Origin of the sequence: Siminovitchia sp. FSL H7-0308, assembly GCF_037980985.1 — a bacterium.
In the GTDB taxonomy this organism is placed as follows: Bacteria; Bacillota; Bacilli; order Bacillales; family Bacillaceae_C; genus Siminovitchia; species Siminovitchia thermophila.
Window position 1 is genome coordinate 3,854,195 of the sequence record NZ_CP150282.1, and the last position, 20,347, is coordinate 3,874,541.

Genomic DNA, 20,347 nt, shown 5'->3' on the forward strand with positions numbered 1-20,347 from the left:
ACGCTGACAAGGATGGCATTATCAACACTGGAAATGGGTCAAGACCCGTAAGTATCACACAGTATTTTAAAGCATGTCCCGCAAAGGATACCGCATAGGCAATTCGCCAATGGAAAACTTTCTTCGCTATTGAAACAGGAGATGTATGCAGGGGAAGCAGCCCGCACATACGAAGACTTAAAAGAGAACATTGAGACATACATCATTACCGCTATACTAAACGCCTCAAACAGAAATGGGCTGGCATGAGTCCGGCTTAGTACCGTCTTCATTCCAGCCAATAGACTGCTTACCATATCACTTTAACTTTTAGGGGTCACCTCAGTGTGACAGGCGTTTTCCCTCCGAAATCGATTAACCTTCATTCTGGTATTGCAACGTCTCCAGTTTCGGGGCATTTTCTTTCAGAACCTCGACAATTTGGATTTGATGCCCATCCAACTCTTTTACTTTAAAGCTGAATCCGTCAAAATGAAGCACTTCCCCCTCTTGCGCATCGAATTTTTGCGATAAAATCCAACCACCGAGTGTATCCACTTCTTCATCTGACAGATTTGTTCCAAGTAAGTCATTCACCTCATGAATGAGTACTTTACCATTGAATGAATAGTGGTCGTCCGCAATTTTTGTCACATCTGGAACCTCGTCTGCGTCAAATTCATCCCGGATTTCGCCGACGATCTCCTCAACGATGTCTTCGACGGTGACCAGGCCGGAAGTTCCACCATATTCATCCAGCAGAATTGCCATATGTGTGCGTTCCCGCTGCATCTTTAAGAGCAGCTCACTGATCGGGATCGTCTCAATCACAACGATTACAGGCTTTATGAACTGTGTAATATCCGCTTTCATATCTACCTTGGGATCCTTGATCTGTGCGAGCAGCATATCTTTTATGTTTATAATTCCAATAATGTTATCCTTGTCGCCTTCATAAACGGGATAACGAGTAAATTTGGCATCCTTGATGACCCCGAGCAAATCTTCCATTTGATCTTCCGTTGAAAACGAAATCATTTCCGTTCGGGGAATCATAATTTCCTTTGCAATCCGATTATCAAATTTAAATATATTGTTCACATACGTCAGTTCCGTCTGATTGATCTCACCGCTTTTAAAACTTTCAGAAAGAATGATTCGAAGCTCTTCTTCGGAGTGGGACACTTCGTGTTCAGCCACCGGCTCCAGACCAAACATCCTCACCAGCAGTCGGGCCGAGCCATTTAACGCCCAGATAAATGGAAACATGATTTTATAAAACCATTTAATCGGTTTGGCAACAAGCAGCGTGACCATCTCGGATTTTTGGATCGCAACGGTTTTGGGCGCCAGCTCCCCCACAACGACATGCAAAAAGGTAATGATGAAAAACGCAAGCGTAACCGATAAAATATGGGAGACGGAAGCTCCGACCGCCATTTTTTGAAACAACGGATCCAATAATGATTTTACAGCCGGTTCACCAAGCCAACCTATTCCCAAAGCCGTGACCGTAATGCCGAGCTGGCATGCGGATAGATATTCATCTATGTGCGTAGTAACATGCTTGGCCACCTTCGCCCCCGGTTTGCCTTCTTCGACGAGCTGATCAACTCGTGAACTCCTAATTTTAACGATGGCAAACTCCGTCGCAACGAAAAACGCGGTTAATCCAATTAAAATGACAATCAACAATAAACTGACAACGTCCAAATGGATCACCTTTCAAAGAAAGGTGTACACCTCCTGATTAAGAAATTTTTTGTCCGGCGCGTACCCGGACATTCTTTATACATATATTATACTATTAATATGAAAAACATCTGCTTTTTTAGTGATTTATTTTGTAAAATTCTTTTTCAATTATGAAACCGCAAGCGGTCAAGGCACGTGACAACAAACGTTTCACCATCCATCGGAAAGCCATTTGTTTGTATCATCCAAAAGACGGGTACCCTACGCATTTTCGACAAAGCTCTGCCATGGCAACGCCACCATTTTCTATTTTTTTAATCAATATACCACTTTTTCTTCTTTTTACATAAAGAAACCTTTGTGAACGCAGTTTTCAGAGCAGGAAGTTGCTTTATTATACGTAGAATATTCATATTTTACTACAATTGACTGTGTACGTTCCCATTTGAAAATAAAAGGGGAAACCATAAAACGGTTTCACCCTTCTTTTTGGAAAGTGATGATGACAACTCCCAGCACAATACATGCACCACCAATAAAAAAATTGGCGTTTAATTGTTCGTTTAAAAGCAGCCAGCCGAGGAAAGACCCGACAATCGGCTGGAAAAAGAAAAACAATGAGCCGACTCCCGCATCCATCAGCTCCAAGCCTTTATTCCAAAGAAAGAAGGCCCCGGCAGTCGAAACAATGCCTAAGTACAGGATGCCGAAAATAACGAGCGGGCTTTCATAAAAAATGTCATTGGCTTGAAGCTCCCACAGCATGGCCGGCGTCGTAAAGACGAGCGCAAATAAAATGGCATAGGTTGTGGTGGTCAATGACGACAGCCGTTTTGACGCAACTTTTACGTAAACCGACAATAACGCCCACGTAACGGCCGCTCCAACAAGGATCAAACTACCCCAGAAATAGTCGCCGACATGAAAATCCCATCCGATCACAATCGTGACGCCCAATGTCGCCAGCACCATGGAAATGAGTTTTCGCGGCGTAATTTTTTCCTTTAACACCCACCTCGCAAAAATGACGATAAACGCCGGCGTAGCCGAAGTAATTAAAGATCCCGTATGGGCATCGGATAATTTTGTCCCAATAAATTGGAATGAGATGGACACAAAGTAACCGATAAATCCAATCCAGACAAGCAAAAGCCAATCTGTTTTTGCCATCATCTGGCGTTGACCACTTTTTTTCTGAACGGCAAATAAAATGGCATACAAAAAAATAAACGCAATCATGTAACGCAGCCAGACAAGTGTAAACGGCGGAATAAAATCGAGTACATATTTACTGACGACATACATACCGCCCCACATACTTGCCGCCAATGATAAACAGATCGCTCCGATGATACTTTTCTTCATAGATTGCATACCTCCGTCTTTTAATAGGAAAATGTTGTAAAAGTATTTTCCCAAGACGAGGAGGCTTAAGTTGGAAAGCGCCTATTCACCCCTCGACTCAGGATGAATAGTTGCAGGCTGGTCGTTTTCAAAAAGATCAAAATATAATCTCATCTTCTTGACACCTCCCAAACATATTGTTTCCTTCATATTACTCTGTTCATCGCGAGTTTAGCAACCTTATGGACAATTTCTCATTTTACCATCATATATTTAAATATAGAATGCTATAATGAGAGAATCCGTACAGAAAGTGAGGATTTATTTCGTGAACATTTGGGATTTAATCGTTGCATTGATACTCGGCCTTGTGGAGGGGCTGACAGAGTTTGCTCCTGTTTCATCTACGGGGCATATGATTATTGTGGATGATATGTTATTAAAATCTGCTGAATTGCTGGAATCCCAAGAAGTGGCTAATACGTTTAAAGTTGTCATCCAGTTCGGTTCGGTCATGGCGGCCGTGATCGTATTTTGGGAACGGCTATTAAGTTTGATCGGTATTAACAAGCGCAGCTCATCAAAAGTTCCGATGGAAGGGAGTCGGCTCCGTTTAACACATGTGATTGTCGGGTTGATTCCCGCAATGATTTTGGGGCTGTTGTTCGAGGATTTCATCGATACATATTTGTTTTCGGTCGAAACGGTTCTGATTGGGCTTGTCGGAGGAGCGATATTAATGATTCTTGCTGACTGGAAAGTACAGCGGGAAGTCCGGACCAAAGGCTCCCATGAAGGCGTTCCGCTAGATGGCATCAATTACAAGCAAGCTTTGCTCATTGGTTTATTTCAGTGCATCGCCTTGTGGCCCGGCTTTTCTCGTTCCGGTTCAACCATTTCGGGCGGAGTGCTACTTGGCCTACAATACAGGGCAGCCGCCGATTTTACTTTTATTATGGCCGTTCCGATCATGGCCGGAGCCAGCGCCGTTTCTTTGTTAAAGAAAATGGACGTGCTGACGGCGGATGTTATTCCTTTTTTTGCGGTCGGATTTATTAGTGCGTTCATTTTTGCCTGGATTTCTATCCGCTTCTTTTTGGCGCTCATCAACCGGATCAAACTAATTCCATTTGCGATTTACCGGATCTTGCTTGCCACCGTTATCATGGTCATATATATAAGTATCAGATAAGCTATAACATACGCGCGGCTTGAAGCCGGGCGTTTCTTTCGTTATACGCGGGTATTTTTCTCTATGCGCGGGGATTTCACTCTATACGCGGGTATTTTCCTCTATACGCGGGGATTTCACTCTATACGCGGGTATTCTCCTCTATGCGCGGGTATTTCACTCTATACGCGGGGATTTCACTCTATGCGCGGGTATTCTCCCTTATACGCGGGTATTTTCCTCTATACGCGGGGATTTCACTCTATACGCGGGTATTTTCCTCTATACGCGGATATTTCACTCTATACGCGGGTATTTTCCTCTATGCGCGGGTATTTTCCTCTATACGCGGATATTTCACTCTATACGCGGGTATTTTCCTCTATGCGCGGGGATTTCACTCTATACGCGGGTATTTTCCTCTATGCGCGGGTATTTTCCTCTATACGCGGGTATTTTCCTCTATACGCGGATATTTCACTCTATACGCGGGTATTTTCCTCTATACGCGGGTATTTCACTCTATGCGCGGGTATTTTCCTCTATGCGCGGGTATGCCCACTCATTCGCAGACATTCCCACTCACCCACGAGTATTTTCGTTTTGTACTATACAGTTTTAAGCAGCCATGGTATTCTCCCTAATTGCAACGGTTCTTTTTATTCTTGCTGAGGTTTTTTCCGCATACATTATTCATATGAACTTGTTTAGGAGTGGATATGTATGATGATTCATGTCGTTGCACGAGGAGAGACGTTAAATGAGATCGCCCGCCGCTATAGGAGCACGATTTCACAAATTGCTTCGGTGAATGAGTTGCCGGACCCGAATCGGCTTGTTGTTGGCCAGGCGCTTGTAATACCAGTTGGGGCCATCCAACACATCGTCCGGCGGGGTGAGACACTTTGGCAAATCGCTCAACGGTATCTCGTTCCGCTGGATGCGATCGTACGTGCGAATCAATTGGCCGATCCTTCTGTCATCCAAGTAGGGGATGTGCTAGTGATCCCGGCGCGGGTACACACGGTACAGACCGGTGAAACGTTATGGCAGATCGCCCAGCGGTACGGTACGACGGTGCAGCAAATTGTCACGCAAAATCAAATTGAAGATCCGAACTTGATTACTGCCGGCACAGTACTGACGATCCCTTTTCCCAAACCTGTCATTGATGTGAATGCCTATATCATTAATATGGGAGAAACGGGTGCCCGGGAGGTACGGGAAGTAGGGGAACATCTTACTTATATGTGTCCTTTTGCCTATATTATGAAGGCTGACGGGGGACTTGAACCCATTAACGATGTGCCGGCCATTCAAGCTGCTGTTGAAGAACGTGTCGTCCCGATGATGTGTGTTACAAACTTTACTTTCCGTGATCCCGGAACGACATTGGCACATACGATCTTGTCAAGCACGGAACTCCAGGACCGCCTATTAACCAATATCATTCAAATCATGAATGATAAGGGATATCGCCTCCTGAACATCGACTTTGAAAATGTAAGGCAGACAGACAGGGAGTCATACAATCAATTTTTACAAAAAGCTGTAAATCGCCTGCATCCACTCGGTTATTTCGTTTCGACTGCTCTCGCTCCCAAAACGAGCGGAACGCAAAAGGGGCTTTTGTATGAAGCACACGACTATCCAGCACACGGAAGAATTGTCGACTTTGTCATCCTCATGACCTATGAATGGGGTTATCGACTGGGACCGCCGATGGCCATATCACCTCTCAATGAAATTCGCCGTGTCATAGATTATGCCGTTACGGTCATACCAAGAAATAAAATAATGATGGGCTTCCAGCTTTATGCCAGAGACTGGCTGCTCCCCCACGTTCAAGGGCAGGAAGCAGAAACGTTTGATATGCAGGAAGCCATACGCCGCGCGGTTGCACACGGAGCCTCCATTCAATACGATGAAAGGGCTCAAAGTCCGTTTTTCCGATACACAGACCAACAAGGGCGTCGGCATGAAGTTTGGTTTGAGGACGCGAGAAGTGCCCAAGCCAAATTTAACTTGGTAAAAGAATATGGTTTGCGGGGCATTAGTTACTGGGTTCTCGGCTACCCGTTTCCGCAAAACTGGCTTCTGCTTGAAGATAACTTTATCGTAAGAAAAACGTAGGTCTTTTACACATTTCTTTCCAATCTCCGCATCAGCCAACTAATGAAGTATGCGGGGGTACGAAAGCTTCTCTCGTGCGCTTTATGGATGGAGTTGGCCTTCGCATATATTTGTTAATCCTCGGGGAAAATCTGGACGTTCGGAAAGCCAGCTAGTTAACGGTTTCGCTGAACCACTTAAACGCATTCGGCTGAGAGGGCTTTATTGACTTTACGTATGAAACAGGAAACGGAGAAGCGAAAGCTTTTTGATGCCATCGCAGTAAATTTCATGCTATATCATCTGAAAAAATCACAAAAAATGATCGCCATTGATCCTAACTTGCGCCCCTTTGCGCTTATTACATCTGGAAACTGACCGTAACCTTTTTCGCCAGCTTGTAGAGAAAAAATGGGTGTTTTTTTCTACAAGCTTTTTATTGCTGTATAGGACGCCCGTCTTACCCGTCATTATATTTGAATGCCGCCGCATTGAACTAACTCAAGCACATCCTGATACAGGGCCTCTCCTACCCAAATTCATTGGCAAGAATGAATCTTGGATTGACAATAACATAAACGGAATTTATAATTTATTTATTGACTGATAAATAAAAATCGCAAAGGATGATTCTTAGTGGCTGTTCGTGAAGATAAAAAAGAGGTCATTATTGAAAATGCCGTTGGTGTTTTCTCTGAAAGGGGGTATTATAAGGCGACCACTGCGCTTGTTGCCAAGGAAGCAGGAGTCACTCAGCCGTATGTATTTCACTTTTTTAAAAACAAGGAAGAGTTATTCAAAGCTGTCATTGACCGTGCTTTTAACCGGATTTATGATTTGTTTGCTAAAGTCGAGGCCCCAGCCGATCAACTGCTCGAAGCGATGGGTTGCGCATTTGCGGAGGTGGTCGAAACTCACCGGAAAGAAGTTTTATTGGTCATGCAGGCTTATGCTATTCCGGAAAAAGGAATCCGGGAACATGTCCGCCATTTGTTTTTGAAGATGTGGGAGTCTCTTACAGTAAAGTTTAACCAGGCAGGAATTCCCGATGCCAAAAATATAGCCTCCCATTTTATCAGTACTGGGCTGTTGATCACGGTAACGGAAGTATTGGATTTACCACAAATTGTCGCGGAATTGGAGCAATAAAAATAAACATTTGCTCTTTTTTTACCAAATCATTTATTTATTGATAAATAAAACGAGAAAAGAGGGTGTTTTCATGTCCAATCATCGGCTGTTTGAAGGTGAGAAATGGCTTGTTGTCACAAGTATGATCGGCTTTTTACTGGCAGCAGCGATAGCGGTTGTCATTTTGGCAAGAGGGCCAATCGTTTGGCCTGAAGGAAACTTACAGGATGCCTTTTCCTTTAATGCGGCTATTGGTATTTTTTTCTTGTCGGTCGCCGCCATTTTGCCTTTTACAGAATATAAAGAGCGCAAAAGAAAGATTGTACGCTGGATGTTTATCGTAGGGGCTTTATATGCATATGGAGTTGAAACAGTGCAGCATTTTCGTGGAATCAACCCCCGGTTTTCACGAGAAGGCTCGGTGATTGATCTCGTCGCCGGAGCACTATTTGGCGTTGTTTCTTTATTGCTGATCCTATTAGGCCTGATACTTACAGTACGGTTTTTTCGCATCAAATCAAATTCGTTTATCTTGGCAATCCGTTATGCTTTTCTCTCCGTTTTAATAGCCAATATGGCCGGATTAGTGATGAGTTTGCTGCAAGGCAGGCTCATAGGTGATACTGGAAATCTCATCGTCCTACATGGGATTGGATATCATGCGCTACAGACATTGCTTATACCCGGTTGGCTCCTGCAACACTCTCAAGCAAGCAGCCGTTTTAAAAAAGGAGGGACTCATATCGGCGGTATCGCCTGGATGTCGGCCATTGTGCTGATCGGATTACAAACCGGGATGGGACGATCGGTATTCGAGTTGACAATTCTGCCCGTGCTGGCTGCGATTATGCTGCTCGTTTGGTTTGGTATGGCAGTTCTTTCATTTGTTGTCTTTTTAGGTAATATGAAAGAGCGGATGGATCGCAAACATCTTTTTGATTAAGAAAAAACCGAAGAGGGGGGGCAGTCTCCCCTTTGACTTATAGATTCCATGTTTCGGAATACACTTTTCTCAGCAAAACTTGTTACAATACACCTACACCGTTTTACATAGGAGGAATTTCAGTGACATTGTTTATTCTCATGAGAATACTGCATATCGTGGGAGGTTTTACGGCTTTATTTACTTTTTGGGTTCCGGTAGTGACGAAAAAAGGTGGAAAAGTTCACGTTGTTTCCGGATGGATTTATGTGATCGGCATGAGCATCGTATCTGTTTCCGCCTTTTATATGGGCGTCTTCCGCATTTTGGATCCAAGCAGTTCACCAGAACTTATTTCCTTTTCCTTGTTTTTAATTTTTATTGCGATTTTAAGCTCTTCAACAGCCTATTACGGAATTCGGGTGCTTCGTTTTAAAAGGAGGACAGAGAGGCATCGGCATTGGCTTGATGTAGGGTTTTCTGTTACGCTGTTCGTATCGGCGATTGGAATCAGCATTTACGGTTTCGTGCATGATTTTTCCTTGCTGGCTTGGTTTCCGCTGCTCGGGATTTTTCTGGCATCCATCCAATTGAGGTATTGGCTCTCTAAACCGGCCCGAAAAATGCATTGGTGGTTTGAACATCTTAGCGGCATGCTCGGCTGTTCCATTGCAACAATTACGGCATTTACCGTTTTTGGAGCACCGCGCTTATTAAATATTGAATCTGTCAGCATATTGCTGTGGTTTCTGCCTACCATTCTATTAACGCCTGTCATTATTGGCCTTTCCGCCTATTACACTAAAAAATTTAATCAACCAAAAGCAAACGTGACTGGATAGAAAAAGTTTCCGTGGCCACAGCATACGTGGCAACGGACGTTTTTGTTTACATCCCAATCTCCCATTCTTTCATTTTTCGATAGAGCGTACTTCTAGCGATCCCCAGCCGTTTCGATGCTTCCTTGACATTTTTTGTTTCACTCAGCGCTCTTTTTATCATTTCTTTCTCAATGTCCTTTAATGAAAGTGATGAAGCAGGCTTCCTTTTCATAAAGCCTTTGAGTGCAGCAGGAAAATGATCTGCTGAAAGGCGATTTTTTCTGCCACGGGCCGATAAAAACGCTCGTTCCAACACATTTCTTAGCAACGCTTGAAAACCCTCCTTATTGTGAATAATTTCTCCTTCCGAAAGACAAGTTTGATCATCATAGGTGACTTTGTAGCTTTTCCCCATAGAGATATCTAAAGCGATGACTAATCCCAATATTTTTGCCCCTCTCTTCTTGATTATTTGAAAGATCTCCACTTATTCATTTCGATTCCAATTTCCTATACACGAGCTCTATGGCCCCAACATACTTAAACCTGATTCAAAAATGAAAGTGAAGAAGCCCAGTTTATCATTCGGATTCGCAATCCCCGAGGCTTCGGTCGGACTTTCTTTCACTTCTCACTATAACTCTAAAAAGAAATATAGTGGGCAAAGTCATCCGTCGATGACCTTACCCACTAATCTTAGCCTGTTTTTCATTTTATAAAAATCTCCCCCTTGCTTGTTCATAACAACAATCCAGCCGAATATACATGGTGTATGAGCGATTACCGATTGCAAGGAAATGGGGTGCCGTATGTTTATTTATGTCGTAAAAATAGGAGATTCTTTGTTCTCTATCGCGGCAAAGTTCCGGATTACCATGGAGAGTTTGCGAATAACGAACGGCTTGAGGACGGACCGGCTTGTTCCCGGACAGGATTTATTGATTCCCTCCAATTTGTATATCGTCCAGCCGGGGGACAGCCTCTTCTCAATTGCTCAACTGGCATTCATCCCGGCGGAAACGATACGGCTATATAATGGATTGCCATCTGATCAACTAACGATAGGTATGGAGCTATACTTGCCTCCACGGGAAAAGTATTCTGAAGAAGGACTAAGTTATTTAACGCCTTCCACCCCTGAAAGAAACCGGAGGAATGTACAAACCTTCGCGCCGCTTATCTCCAACTTCGGCATTTTTGAATACCATATTTTACCAAATGGCAGTTTAAGTACCTTGAACGATGAGCAGCTTATTAGTCTTATTTGGGAAAATAAGTCAAGGCCGATCGTCGTCATCACCAATTTGACAGAAACCGGGTTCAGCCCCGAACTGACGAGAAGAGTGTTAAACGATCCCCAACTAAGACAGCGCGTCATCGACAATATATACAACCTCGTGAAAAGCAAAAGATATGCCGGGGTCAATGTCGATTTTGAAAGGATCCTTGAGAGTGAACGGGATTTATATACAGGCTTTTTGGCAGCACTCCGAGATCGCTTAAAACCGGAAGGATACCAGCTTTCCGTCGCCGTACCCGCCAAAACATCCGATGATATTCCATGGCTGCGGGGCTTTGACTATGGAGGGATCGGCGCCGCGGTGGATTTTGTCTTTATCATGGCCTATGACTTTCATGAAGCGAGCAGCCTTCCTGGTCCGGTTGCTCCCATAACAGAGGTGCGAAAAACGCTGGATTATGCACTGACTAAAATGGGACGAGATAAAATTGTGCTCGGAGTTCCACGGTACGGATATAACTGGACCATGGCCAATGGGGATGTGATAAGCGCAAGGGCTTTTTCCGTATCCAATGCCATTGCGACTGCGATGAGATACCAGGTCCCTATCCAATACTCCGCCGAATTTGAACAGCCGCACTACACTTACTGGGATGAATCAGGCAAAAGGCATGTCGTTTGGTTTGAAGATGTAAGGGCGCGCGCCGCCAAGTTTCAACTGGCAGTCCAATACCGAATCAGAGGTGTCGGCTCATGGCAGCTTGGACTTCACTTTCCACAATCCGGGTATCTTGTACGAGAATTTTTTAAAAAGAGATAAAAGCATTACCCCAAATGGCGGACGTGAAAGCCAAGACCGGAGCCACAATAGAGATTCACACATAAAAAAACACTTCAGGCGAATGAGAGGCCTGAAGTGCTTTTTGTTGAATCTAGGTATTATTTGACTCAAAATATATTCACGTTCTTTAAACGTCATTTTTGCGTTTTTGGCCTCACTTTCTCCCTTCGGAAAAAAGCGATCATCAGCAGGAGCGCCGGAATAATCACCTGAACAAAAACCGAAAAAAACGGAAATACAACAACTAAGTAATGAGTTAAATCCATCATGCTCTCCTCTGCCCAAAAAGAAAATTGCACGACAAAGATCCCCACAGGCCATATAATCGGCCGATAATCGGAAAGATTCAGCCATTGAGCTGTTCCCAATACGCCCGCATAGTAAAACACGGATATTTTAACAAATGCGCCTACAATCCATACAGCCATCACAACAGCTTCCATATTTTCGAAAAAACCGGATAATTTTGCATAGCGGACAACATTCATCAAAGGGTACACCTTGTTGGCGGTCGTAGCTCCCAGTACAAAAAGAACAAGTAAATCAACGAACACAATTGTTATCATGACGCTTAATACCGCGGTCATTCCATACTTCATTCCTTTTTTCTTATCTGATAAAAAAGGAAGCAGAAAGGCAATTAAGAAAAATTCCGCAAACCATCCAGCCGGCGCAACTGAGCCCTTAAGAGGCGGCACTATCCCTTTATCAAGAACCGGCAATATATTCCCAAATTCAAAATCCCTAGCCAAAAACAAAATGGCGGCGAAAAGGGGCACTACCAAGAGAGGGAAAAGCAGTTGGCCAGCTCTTCCCAGTACTTCCAAACCCCCGTGTATACAAAAAGCGCAAAGTAACACCATTAATGAAATCACAACGATCTGAGGTGTTTTAAACAAAAAAGAGGAAACTATAAATTCGCTGTATGATCTCGTTATCAATCCTGTACTTTGGATATAAAAGTAAAGAATAATGAAGCCGATTACTTTTCCGGGTATTCGACCGGCGATGTCTTCACAAATTTGAATGGCTGTTTTTCCGGGATATATATTATGAAGCCGGACTGCGATATACACAGTCAAAAAACCAATAAAAGACGAAATAGTAGAGGATATCCATAAATCATTCCCTGCATATTTGGCTGTAATAGCAGGCATCGAAAGGATCGCTGTGGCAAGAATGGTAGGATAAAGCAGCATGGCCATTTGTAAAGCTGAAATTTTTCCTTTTTCCATTACGTCCACTTCCCTCACCAAAATGATGAAACAGCATGCGCTTTATAAAAACTTGCCAAGCGGTTGAAATATGACGTCCACTAGTGTGACGGGACCTTTCAAATGTTGAAGATCAAACATGGATAATAGGAGTGCAATCATGAGTAGAACGATAAAAGCCGCTTTATCTTTCTTGGAATTTTGTTTCATTTTTGGCCATTGTAGGAACATGATCACCAAAACGATCATCATTGTGCCAAAAAAACTTCCCCACGCCATCATGCTTTCACCTTTCCTCTGTTTTTATCGGTTTATGAATGTATCCCGGCCTGCGAATATGTGCTTCAATGACCAGTTCCGTTTGTACATGTGGGAACACTTCTTGCCAGCGATTTTCAACTTTTTTCCACTGTTCGGGATATTTCCGGTGGAATTCCTTCCCAAAATGAACGATATCTGCTTCCAGCTTTTGTGATTCGTTTATGGCTGCTGTCACTCTCTGTTGGATCTTTTGCCGATAGGCTTGTTGGACCTTTTTTTCCGAGCTTTTATGAGCCAGGTCCAAATCTGTATTATTTTGAACGACCATACCTTCTGTTTTGATATTTACGATTATTTTCCATTTCCCGCCTTGAATTTTTGGAGTTAAATTTACTCTAGTCAATACCGGCACGATGGATACTACCCCTTGTTCATTTTTCGGTTTGACATAAACAGTGTACTCTTCAACTTCTCCTCTCAGCCATAGTAATCCTCTTGTTGTCGATTCGGAAATTATTCCAACCATACTCTCATTTTTAAATACGGCAATTCCATGTATATTTGGTAATTTTGAAACTTTCCCCGTACTTGTTTGTTCATTTTTTAATTTTAAATAAGGGAGACCGGCACCTTGATCTTCATCCGTAATCATTTTCTCCAAATCCTGAAGTGTGATGGTCAGACCATGACCTGTATCAGCCTTCTTATGAATCGTTTCCGCCGAATAGCGTTCTATGACCGCTTTTTGTTCGATTATTTTCTTTGCTTTTCCTTCACTGACAAATACAAAAGCCCGTTCCCTTGGCTGCGGATGCCGAAGAAGGAAATCCAGATAATGTTGTATCCCATCTTTTGCGGCAGCTGTGCCAAAAATAAATACTTTACAGCTGCCCCAAAAGATCCTGCGCGGCAGCTCTGCTTCCAGCTTCGACAGAGCATCGGCCATATTCTTCCCTTTGTGAGATACGACCATCGTTGTCTGTCCACCGCCGCTCTCTGCTCCGCCTCCTCCTCCTTGACTGCTTCCACTCATTGATTTTGGAATAAAGATCTCTAGGGAAATTTCCACCTGCCCGTCATCATGTTTATCAATCGCCGTTGCTGTCACAATAGATAGTTCGTCAATTTCTATCTTGTCCCAGCAGCCGCTCAATAAAACAATCATGGCCAGCAAAATGATACAAACAATTGCCTTCGTTATATATGGGCTCCTCATGCTATTTTCCTCACTTCATTCCTTAATGTTCGCCTTCCCCTCCCCTTAGCGGCCCAGGCTTTTGGTTTGGTGCTTGCCGATATTCGTTCATGTCTTTTTCGAAATGTGGGCGCTTATCCATCTCCCATATGGGCGCCCGCCACAGGACATCTTTCAATTCGTGCTTCTTCAGCGGCGCCAGCGGTGCCAAGTAAGGTTCTCCAAAAGATCTTAATGTACATAAATGTATGATAATGGCCAATATCCCCATCATGATGCCGAGCAGGCCCAGAGTCGCCGCCAGAATGATCATTGGAAAGCGAAGAAGCCGTATAGAATATCCCAGAATATAATGGGGGTACATGAAGGATGCGATTCCTGTCGTCGCCACAACGATCACCATCGGAGCCGACACCAATCCTGCCTGAACTGCCGCTTGCCCAATGACGAGGGCCCCGACTATACTGACCGCGGCGCCAATCTGATTAGGCAGCCTGACACCCGCTTCACGCAATGCTTCCAGCATCAATTCCATGATCATCACTTCTACTAATGCAGGAAAAGGAACGCTTTCTCTCGAAGCCGCAATACTGAGCAGCAAAGGGTCCGGTATCATTTCCTGATGAAAACTCGTAATAGCTACATAAAGGGAAGGAAGCACAAGTGAAATAAACAGAAATATATAACGGAGCCAACGAATAACCGTGCCGATAATGTAACGTTCGTAATAATCGTCAGGCGCCTGCAGCATTGAAAAAAACGTAATTGGCGCAATCAAAGCAAATGGAGTCCCTTCTGCCAAAATGGCTACCCGTCCTTCCAGTATATTGGAACTGACCACATCCGGACGTTCGGTTGCCATTAGTTGAGGAAAAGGGGAGAATGGATTGTCTTCAATCATCTCTTCGACATAGTTAGTGTCAATAAAGCCATCAATATCAATTCTTTTTAACCGATTTTCAACTTCTTTAATTAATGTCGGGTTTGCAATCCCGTTAATATAAGCCAACACAACGCTGGTTTTTGAATATTTGCCTAATTTGATGGATTGTATTTTAAGTGCGGGACTTTTAATAATGCGCCTCAGCATAGCCGTATTTACCTGAAGAGATTCAATAAATCCCTCACGCGGTCCCCTTAACACTTTTTCAGCCTCGGGCTCCTCTATCGCCCGGGATTCAAACTTCGTTAAGCCTAAAGAGAGGGCTTGTTTCTCCCCCTCCATCAGCAAAATGGAGCTGCCTCCCGAAATGGATTCGATGCAATCTGCCCATAGGCTCAGTTTCTTTGTCTTAGATACGGATATGTTGTTTTCAATAAACCCAATGCTTGGTTGCTGCGGCTTTGGGTCCTTTTTCTGCATCAATGGAGAAATCACATGATTATCAATTTTTTCCGTATCGGTAAGCCCCTCAATATAGATAATCATCGCTTGCACATTGCCAAACAAACGGAACTCCCGAAATACGACATCGGAACAATTGTTGTAAATCGAACGGAATAATTCAACGTTTTTGTTGAAATCTTCAAACAGAGCCTCTTGAGGCTTGGGAATTTGCACATGATTCGCCGGTTGTTTTTTGCGTTTTTTCCTTAACAACTTCTGCACATTCCGAATCAAGCCAATTCCCCTCCATTCAACCTTTCTTTTATCTTTTTACAAATGGGATTTTTTATACAGTGATAACAGAAACTGTTATGAGGATTTTTGAAAAATGAACAGAAGGCTAGTCCATCTTTAATCTTTTTCCATTCCACATCAGTGAATCCACTCCTTGCGAGAAATGAGCGATGGGAGGATCGTTGGAAACACGAATATCGAATGTGGAAAAGAGAGTATGTTGATTGATATGAACATCTACCTTTTTCAAAGGCCATGGAAGATGATGTATGTCGCCATGATAAATATCTTTTCCGTTCCGGGTTGTATAAAAGCAATATCTTTCGGTAAGCCAATGTTCAAGTGTTCCACTCTCGGCAAAATAAGTATCGTTGGCCGGGATGCAGCTTCCATCAAACGCCAACGGATTGCCCGCTTTTCGGACACTTCTATATTGGATGGCACCGTTTCTTCCAGTCCGTACTTCTATGTTTGCCGGATTGTACGGCAAGCGATACCATCTTTTCGCTATGTTGAGGGAAGCCCAGTCGTCTACATCAAGAGAGAGAAAAAAGACACCAGGTTTCCCTTTATAAGTGACGTATGTACGGACATTCACTTCGGGAAAAGGTGGAACAACAGAGAACGACAGCCCGCGAAAATAAATCCCCTTCATTGTAAACGCCACGATCCCCATCCAGGCAAAACCTTCAAAAGTATCAATCTCCAACTCAGGCGGAAGATGCGGCCTTATCAATCGGGGCTTGATGGGCCAATGGAGAAACAATACGTTCCTCCAAACTTGGCGCATAATCCACTTATTGGAAGGCAGCGGCCAAGGCCGGTGTTCGACCTTTTTATCTATGTTCATTGTATCGCTTTGCTGTATGTTGGACTTTGTAGCCGTTGCAAGTATGCCTTTTTTATATATGCCCATTTTTCGTTTCCTTCCCATCTTGATTGAGATTAATTTGCTCGAATGACCAAGCTTCTATGCCAAGCTTTCTTATAGACATAGTTTTTTCGGTTCTGAGTCATAATAAAAGGACACATCTCCTAAAACTTGCTGGAGGACTGGAACATGCCGATTATGTTGTCCTATATAACATTTGGAATCGTCGCCTTTTTATTGATGGCATTTTTATTGCTGATCATTGGCTGGCGTTGGATAATGAAACAAATCGTAAAACAGGTCGGAAAAATCATTTTCACAGACAGCTACCAAGAAAATATTATTGAATTATTGCCTGGTCTAAAACATATGGGTATTCAAAATACGCTCGAGAATAATTTGCGAGCGGAAACGGGAGATATTCTGAACAGGCCGCTTGGATCTTCAAAAAGCTGGCCCCACTTTGATCCAATTACCTTTATTCCTGCCCAAACGACACCTTTTGCGGTATCCACCGAAGAAGAAGTCGATGTAAGTGTCACCATTGGACCAAAGGCCAAAAAGCCAATGAAGATCAAAATACCTCTCATGATTGGCGGAATGGCTTATGGAGTGGGACTTAGCGAAAAAGCAAGAATCGCTTTGGCAACAGCCGCCAACAATTCTGGAACAGCGCTTAACTCAGGTGAAGGCGGCATTTTATCAGAGGAATTAAACGAAGCCGGAAAATACATTTTACAGTTTTCCAAAACCGAATGGGGAAAAGATGAGCAGATTATTAAGCGTGCAGACATGATTGAAATTAAGCTGGGGCAAGGTGCAAAATTGGGGATGGGTTCTAAAATATCACCCGAAAATCTGACGGGAAAAGCCCGCAAAATCATGGGATTGCAAGAAGATGAAGACGCCATTATCCATGAACATTTTTTCGATGACCAAACAATAAAAGACCTCAAGGAGCTTGTTGATGAACTTCGAAGTTTAACGGGCGGTGTTCCCATAGGGGTAAAAATAGGAGCCGGCGGAAAAATTGAAGAAGATATTGATCACTTGCTGGAAATGGGTGTTGATGTTATCGCGATAGACGGGGCGCAAGCCGCCACACATTCCAGCCCGCCGATTTTGTCGGATGACTTTGGCATCCCGACGTTGCACGCGGTCGTCCGGGCATCCAATCATTTAAGAAAAAGAAAAATGCAGAAGCGGGTAAGTTTAATTATCTCGGGTGGACTTTTGGTCCCCGGCCACTTTTTAAAAGTGCTTGCCCTCGGAGCCGACGCCGTTTACTTGGGATCGGCCATCCTTTTCGCGTTATCACATACGCAGGTCACCCGGGCATTGCCTTTTGAACCGCCAACTCAAGTTGTTTGGCACGAAGGCAAGTTCAACAACCAATTTAATATGGAGGAAGGCGCTAAAACGACCGAGAAATTCTTGTCAGCCAGCACCGAAGAAATCAAAATCGCCTTAAGAGCGATGGGAAAGCGATCCTTGAGCGAGCTTTCCAGAAGTGATTTGACCTCATATGATGAGTTAACCGCGAAGATGATCGGAATTCCGTATACGTTTCGGCCATGGAACGGGGGATGAAGACGGAAGGCTGTTATGTGTGTCTCCGTTACCGGCCGGACACCCGTGAAGAAGCCGATCATGGCCGTACCTTTTTATTCCGCAAAAAGACCTCCCTGACTCAAGCGGGAGGCCTAATCTTTTATACCATTACTTTACACATATTGTTTGTAAATTCTACCGGATCTTCAATCGGCAAGCCTTCAATCAGGAGTGCCTGATTATATAACAGGTTTGTGTATAATCTTGCCTTTTCGCGGTCTTGGTCAAACGCCGATTTTAACGCTTGAAATACATCGTGATCTCCGTTGATTTCCAGAATTTTGTCTGCTTTTACTTGTTCATTGTTCGGCATAGCGCTGAGGATTTTTTCCATTTCGATGGATACTTCACCATCCGCCGCCAAACAAACAGGATGGGATTTCAACCGTTTTGATATTTTCACGTCTTTCACTTTTCCGGAAAGCACTTCTTTCATATAATCAAGCAGCTTTTTGTTTTCTTTTTCTTCCGATTCCGTCTGCTTTTTATCCTGCTCCTCTTCTATGCCCAAATCGCCGCTCGCTACGCTTTTAAACCCTTTCTCTTTATAGCTCATGAGCATTTTAATCGCAAATTCATCGACATCATCAGTGAAATACAGAATTTCATACCCTTTATCTGCAACAAGCTCGGTTTGCGGCAATTTAGCGATTCTTTCGATCGATTCACCTGTCGCATAATAAATATATTTCTGATCTTCAGCCATTCTAGATACATACTCGTCTAATGTAACAAGCTTCTTTTCCTTCGACGAGTAGAACAATAACAGGTCTTGCAGCATTTCTTTATCTTGCCCAAAGTTGTTATATACACCAAACTTAAGCTGTCTGCCGAACTCCTCGAAAAATTTTTCATATTGCTCCCGATCGTCCTTCAGAAGACTTTCCAGTTCCCTTTTGATCTTATTTTTAATATTTTTCGCGATAAACTTCAATTGCCGGTCTTGCTGTAACATTTCCCTTGAAATGTTGAGCGATAAATCTTCGGAATCGACCATCCCTTTTACAAAGCTGAAGTAGTCCGGAAGCAAATCTCCGCATTTTTCCATAATGAGGACGCCATTGGAATATAACTCCAACCCTTTTTCAAACTCTTTCGTATAGTAATCAAACGGAATTTTTTCAGGGATAAATAAAATGGCGTTATACCGGACGGTTCCATCGACTTTGATATGAATATGCTTGATCGGTTTATCAAAACCGTAGTGTTTTTCATGATAAAAATTCTCGTAGTCCTCCGCGGTCAGCTCGTTTTTGTTTTTTCTCCAAATGGGGACCATGCTGTTAATCGTTTGTTCCTCGATGTAGTCTTCGTATTCGTCCTCGCTGCCTTCTTTCAGCCTGCGTTCGGTCACGTCCATTTTAATTGGGTAGCGAATGAAATCAGAGTGCTTTTTAATGATCGCTCTTAAACGATACTCTTCAAGATACTCATCATAATTTTCATCTTCCGTATTCTCTTTTATTTTTAAAATAATCTCCGTTCCGATCGATTCTTTTTCCACCGGTTCAATCGTAAATCCATCAGCCCCGGACGATTCCCATTTGTACGCCTGGTCGCTCCCCAGCGCTTTCGTAATGACCGTCACATGATCCGCCACCATAAACGCGGAATAAAAACCGACGCCAAATTGGCCGATAATATCATGGCCGTCCCGGATTTCATTTTCGTTTTTAAACGCCAACGAACCGCTCTTCGCAATCGTTCCCAAGTTTGATTCCAGCTCGTCTTTCGTCATCCCGATGCCGGTATCCGTAACCGTTAACGTGCGCTCATCTTTGTCTGCCATTACTTTGATATAATAACTGTCCTTATCAAACACCAAAGAATCATCCGTCAACGCTTTATAATAAATCTTATCAATTGCATCACTCGCGTTCGAAATCAGCTCCCGCAGAAAAATCTCCTTGTTGGAATAAACCGAATGAATCATCATTTCCAACAGCCGCTTCGATTCCGCCTTAAACGCCTGCTTCGCCATATGTATACCCCTTTCATCGATTTGATCAATGGCTAGCACTCTTATCAGGAAAGTGCTAATCATTTATGAAATACCATAGAGAGCGAAAAGTGTCAACAGAAAGGGGGCTTCTTGTTTGGAGCAATGTCAAAACAAGACGGACTTACATCTATGGTTACTGCCTTTACTTTAGCACTAGTGACTTTTTTTATTTTCACGATCAAGCCATCATTTTCTTTCCTGCCAACCACTAGTGAATGTCCAAGGAAAAAATCCGTTTTGAAAAGTATTCTTTGAAGCCTCTATGGATTCGGCTTGCAGAAGAACTGATTGCGGAGAAAAAACAACAAGACTTGGA

16 protein-coding genes are annotated in these 20,347 nt (G+C 43.4%); 7 read left to right on the forward strand and 9 right to left on the reverse strand.

Going from position 1 to position 20,347, the window contains the following annotated elements; translation table 11 throughout:
* Positions 1-354: 354 nt before the first annotated feature.
* Together MHB50_RS18060 and MHB50_RS18065 are read right to left on the reverse strand one after the other, a co-directional pair.
* Positions 355-1,692 (reverse strand): hemolysin family protein, encoded by a 1,338-nt coding sequence (locus tag MHB50_RS18060; RefSeq protein ID WP_077114563.1) that lies wholly within the window; start codon positions 1,690-1,692, stop codon positions 355-357.
* A gap of 459 nt (positions 1,693-2,151) precedes the next feature.
* On the reverse strand, positions 2,152-3,039 hold the full coding sequence (locus MHB50_RS18065; protein ID WP_077114536.1) for a DMT family transporter: 888 nt from the start codon (positions 3,037-3,039) through the stop codon (positions 2,152-2,154).
* A gap of 307 nt (positions 3,040-3,346) precedes the next feature.
* On the opposite strand from MHB50_RS18065, the gene MHB50_RS18070 reads away from it, so the two are divergent.
* From MHB50_RS18070 to MHB50_RS18090, 5 genes are all read left to right on the forward strand, one after another.
* Positions 3,347-4,210, forward strand: coding sequence for an undecaprenyl-diphosphate phosphatase (locus MHB50_RS18070; protein ID WP_077114561.1), 864 nt, complete (start codon positions 3,347-3,349; stop codon positions 4,208-4,210).
* Positions 4,211-4,912: 702 nt separating this feature from the next.
* Positions 4,913-6,322, forward strand: coding sequence for a LysM peptidoglycan-binding domain-containing protein (locus MHB50_RS18075; protein ID WP_077114534.1), 1,410 nt, complete (start codon positions 4,913-4,915; stop codon positions 6,320-6,322).
* Between the two features lie 615 nt (positions 6,323-6,937).
* Positions 6,938-7,450 carry a TetR/AcrR family transcriptional regulator gene (locus MHB50_RS18080; protein ID WP_339165106.1) on the forward strand — a complete coding sequence of 171 codons (513 nt, stop codon included), beginning with the start codon at positions 6,938-6,940 and terminating at the stop codon, positions 7,448-7,450.
* A gap of 73 nt (positions 7,451-7,523) precedes the next feature.
* The gene (locus MHB50_RS18085) at positions 7,524-8,375 is read left to right on the forward strand and encodes a hypothetical protein (RefSeq protein WP_340084413.1); all 852 of its coding nucleotides are present in this window, start codon (positions 7,524-7,526) and stop codon (positions 8,373-8,375) included.
* Between the two features lie 122 nt (positions 8,376-8,497).
* A complete protein-coding gene (locus tag MHB50_RS18090) occupies positions 8,498-9,196 on the forward strand; it encodes a DUF2306 domain-containing protein (protein ID WP_339165110.1) in 699 nt (232 codons plus the stop codon).
* 46 nt (positions 9,197-9,242) lie between these two features.
* On the opposite strand, the gene MHB50_RS18095 is transcribed toward MHB50_RS18090, so the two are convergent.
* Positions 9,243-9,620, reverse strand: coding sequence for a helix-turn-helix domain-containing protein (locus MHB50_RS18095; RefSeq protein ID WP_340084415.1), 378 nt, complete (start codon positions 9,618-9,620; stop codon positions 9,243-9,245).
* Between the two features lie 364 nt (positions 9,621-9,984).
* Here MHB50_RS18095 and MHB50_RS18100 point away from each other — a divergent pair, with 364 nt between their 5' ends.
* Positions 9,985-11,235, forward strand: a complete 1,251-nt coding sequence (locus MHB50_RS18100) for a glycosyl hydrolase family 18 protein (RefSeq protein ID WP_340084417.1) — start codon at positions 9,985-9,987, stop codon at positions 11,233-11,235.
* Between the two features lie 155 nt (positions 11,236-11,390).
* Here MHB50_RS18100 and MHB50_RS18105 read toward each other — a convergent pair whose 3' ends face one another.
* From MHB50_RS18105 to MHB50_RS18125, 5 genes are all read right to left on the reverse strand, one after another.
* On the reverse strand, positions 11,391-12,491 hold the full coding sequence (locus MHB50_RS18105) for an endospore germination permease (protein WP_340084418.1): 1,101 nt from the start codon (positions 12,489-12,491) through the stop codon (positions 11,391-11,393).
* A gap of 42 nt (positions 12,492-12,533) precedes the next feature.
* The gene (locus tag MHB50_RS18110) at positions 12,534-12,752 is read right to left on the reverse strand and encodes a hypothetical protein (protein WP_340084419.1); all 219 of its coding nucleotides are present in this window, start codon (positions 12,750-12,752) and stop codon (positions 12,534-12,536) included.
* Positions 12,753-12,756: 4 nt separating this feature from the next.
* Entirely contained in the window at positions 12,757-13,947 is a 1,191-nt protein-coding gene (locus MHB50_RS18115) for a Ger(x)C family spore germination protein (protein ID WP_340084420.1), read from the reverse strand.
* A 22-nt stretch (positions 13,948-13,969) separates the two neighbouring features.
* On the reverse strand, positions 13,970-15,547 hold the full coding sequence (locus tag MHB50_RS18120) for a spore germination protein (RefSeq protein ID WP_340084421.1): 1,578 nt from the start codon (positions 15,545-15,547) through the stop codon (positions 13,970-13,972).
* A gap of 106 nt (positions 15,548-15,653) precedes the next feature.
* Entirely contained in the window at positions 15,654-16,463 is an 810-nt protein-coding gene (locus MHB50_RS18125; RefSeq protein WP_340084422.1) for a DUF2071 domain-containing protein, read from the reverse strand.
* A 144-nt stretch (positions 16,464-16,607) separates the two neighbouring features.
* Here MHB50_RS18125 and MHB50_RS18130 point away from each other — a divergent pair, with 144 nt between their 5' ends.
* Positions 16,608-18,008, forward strand: coding sequence for an FMN-binding glutamate synthase family protein (locus MHB50_RS18130; protein ID WP_339165121.1), 1,401 nt, complete (start codon positions 16,608-16,610; stop codon positions 18,006-18,008).
* 121 nt (positions 18,009-18,129) lie between these two features.
* Here the strand turns inward: MHB50_RS18130 and htpG are convergent, their stop codons facing one another.
* Positions 18,130-20,010 carry a molecular chaperone HtpG gene (gene htpG, locus MHB50_RS18135; protein ID WP_340084423.1) on the reverse strand — a complete coding sequence of 627 codons (1,881 nt, stop codon included), beginning with the start codon at positions 20,008-20,010 and terminating at the stop codon, positions 18,130-18,132.
* Positions 20,011-20,347 lie beyond the last annotated feature (337 nt).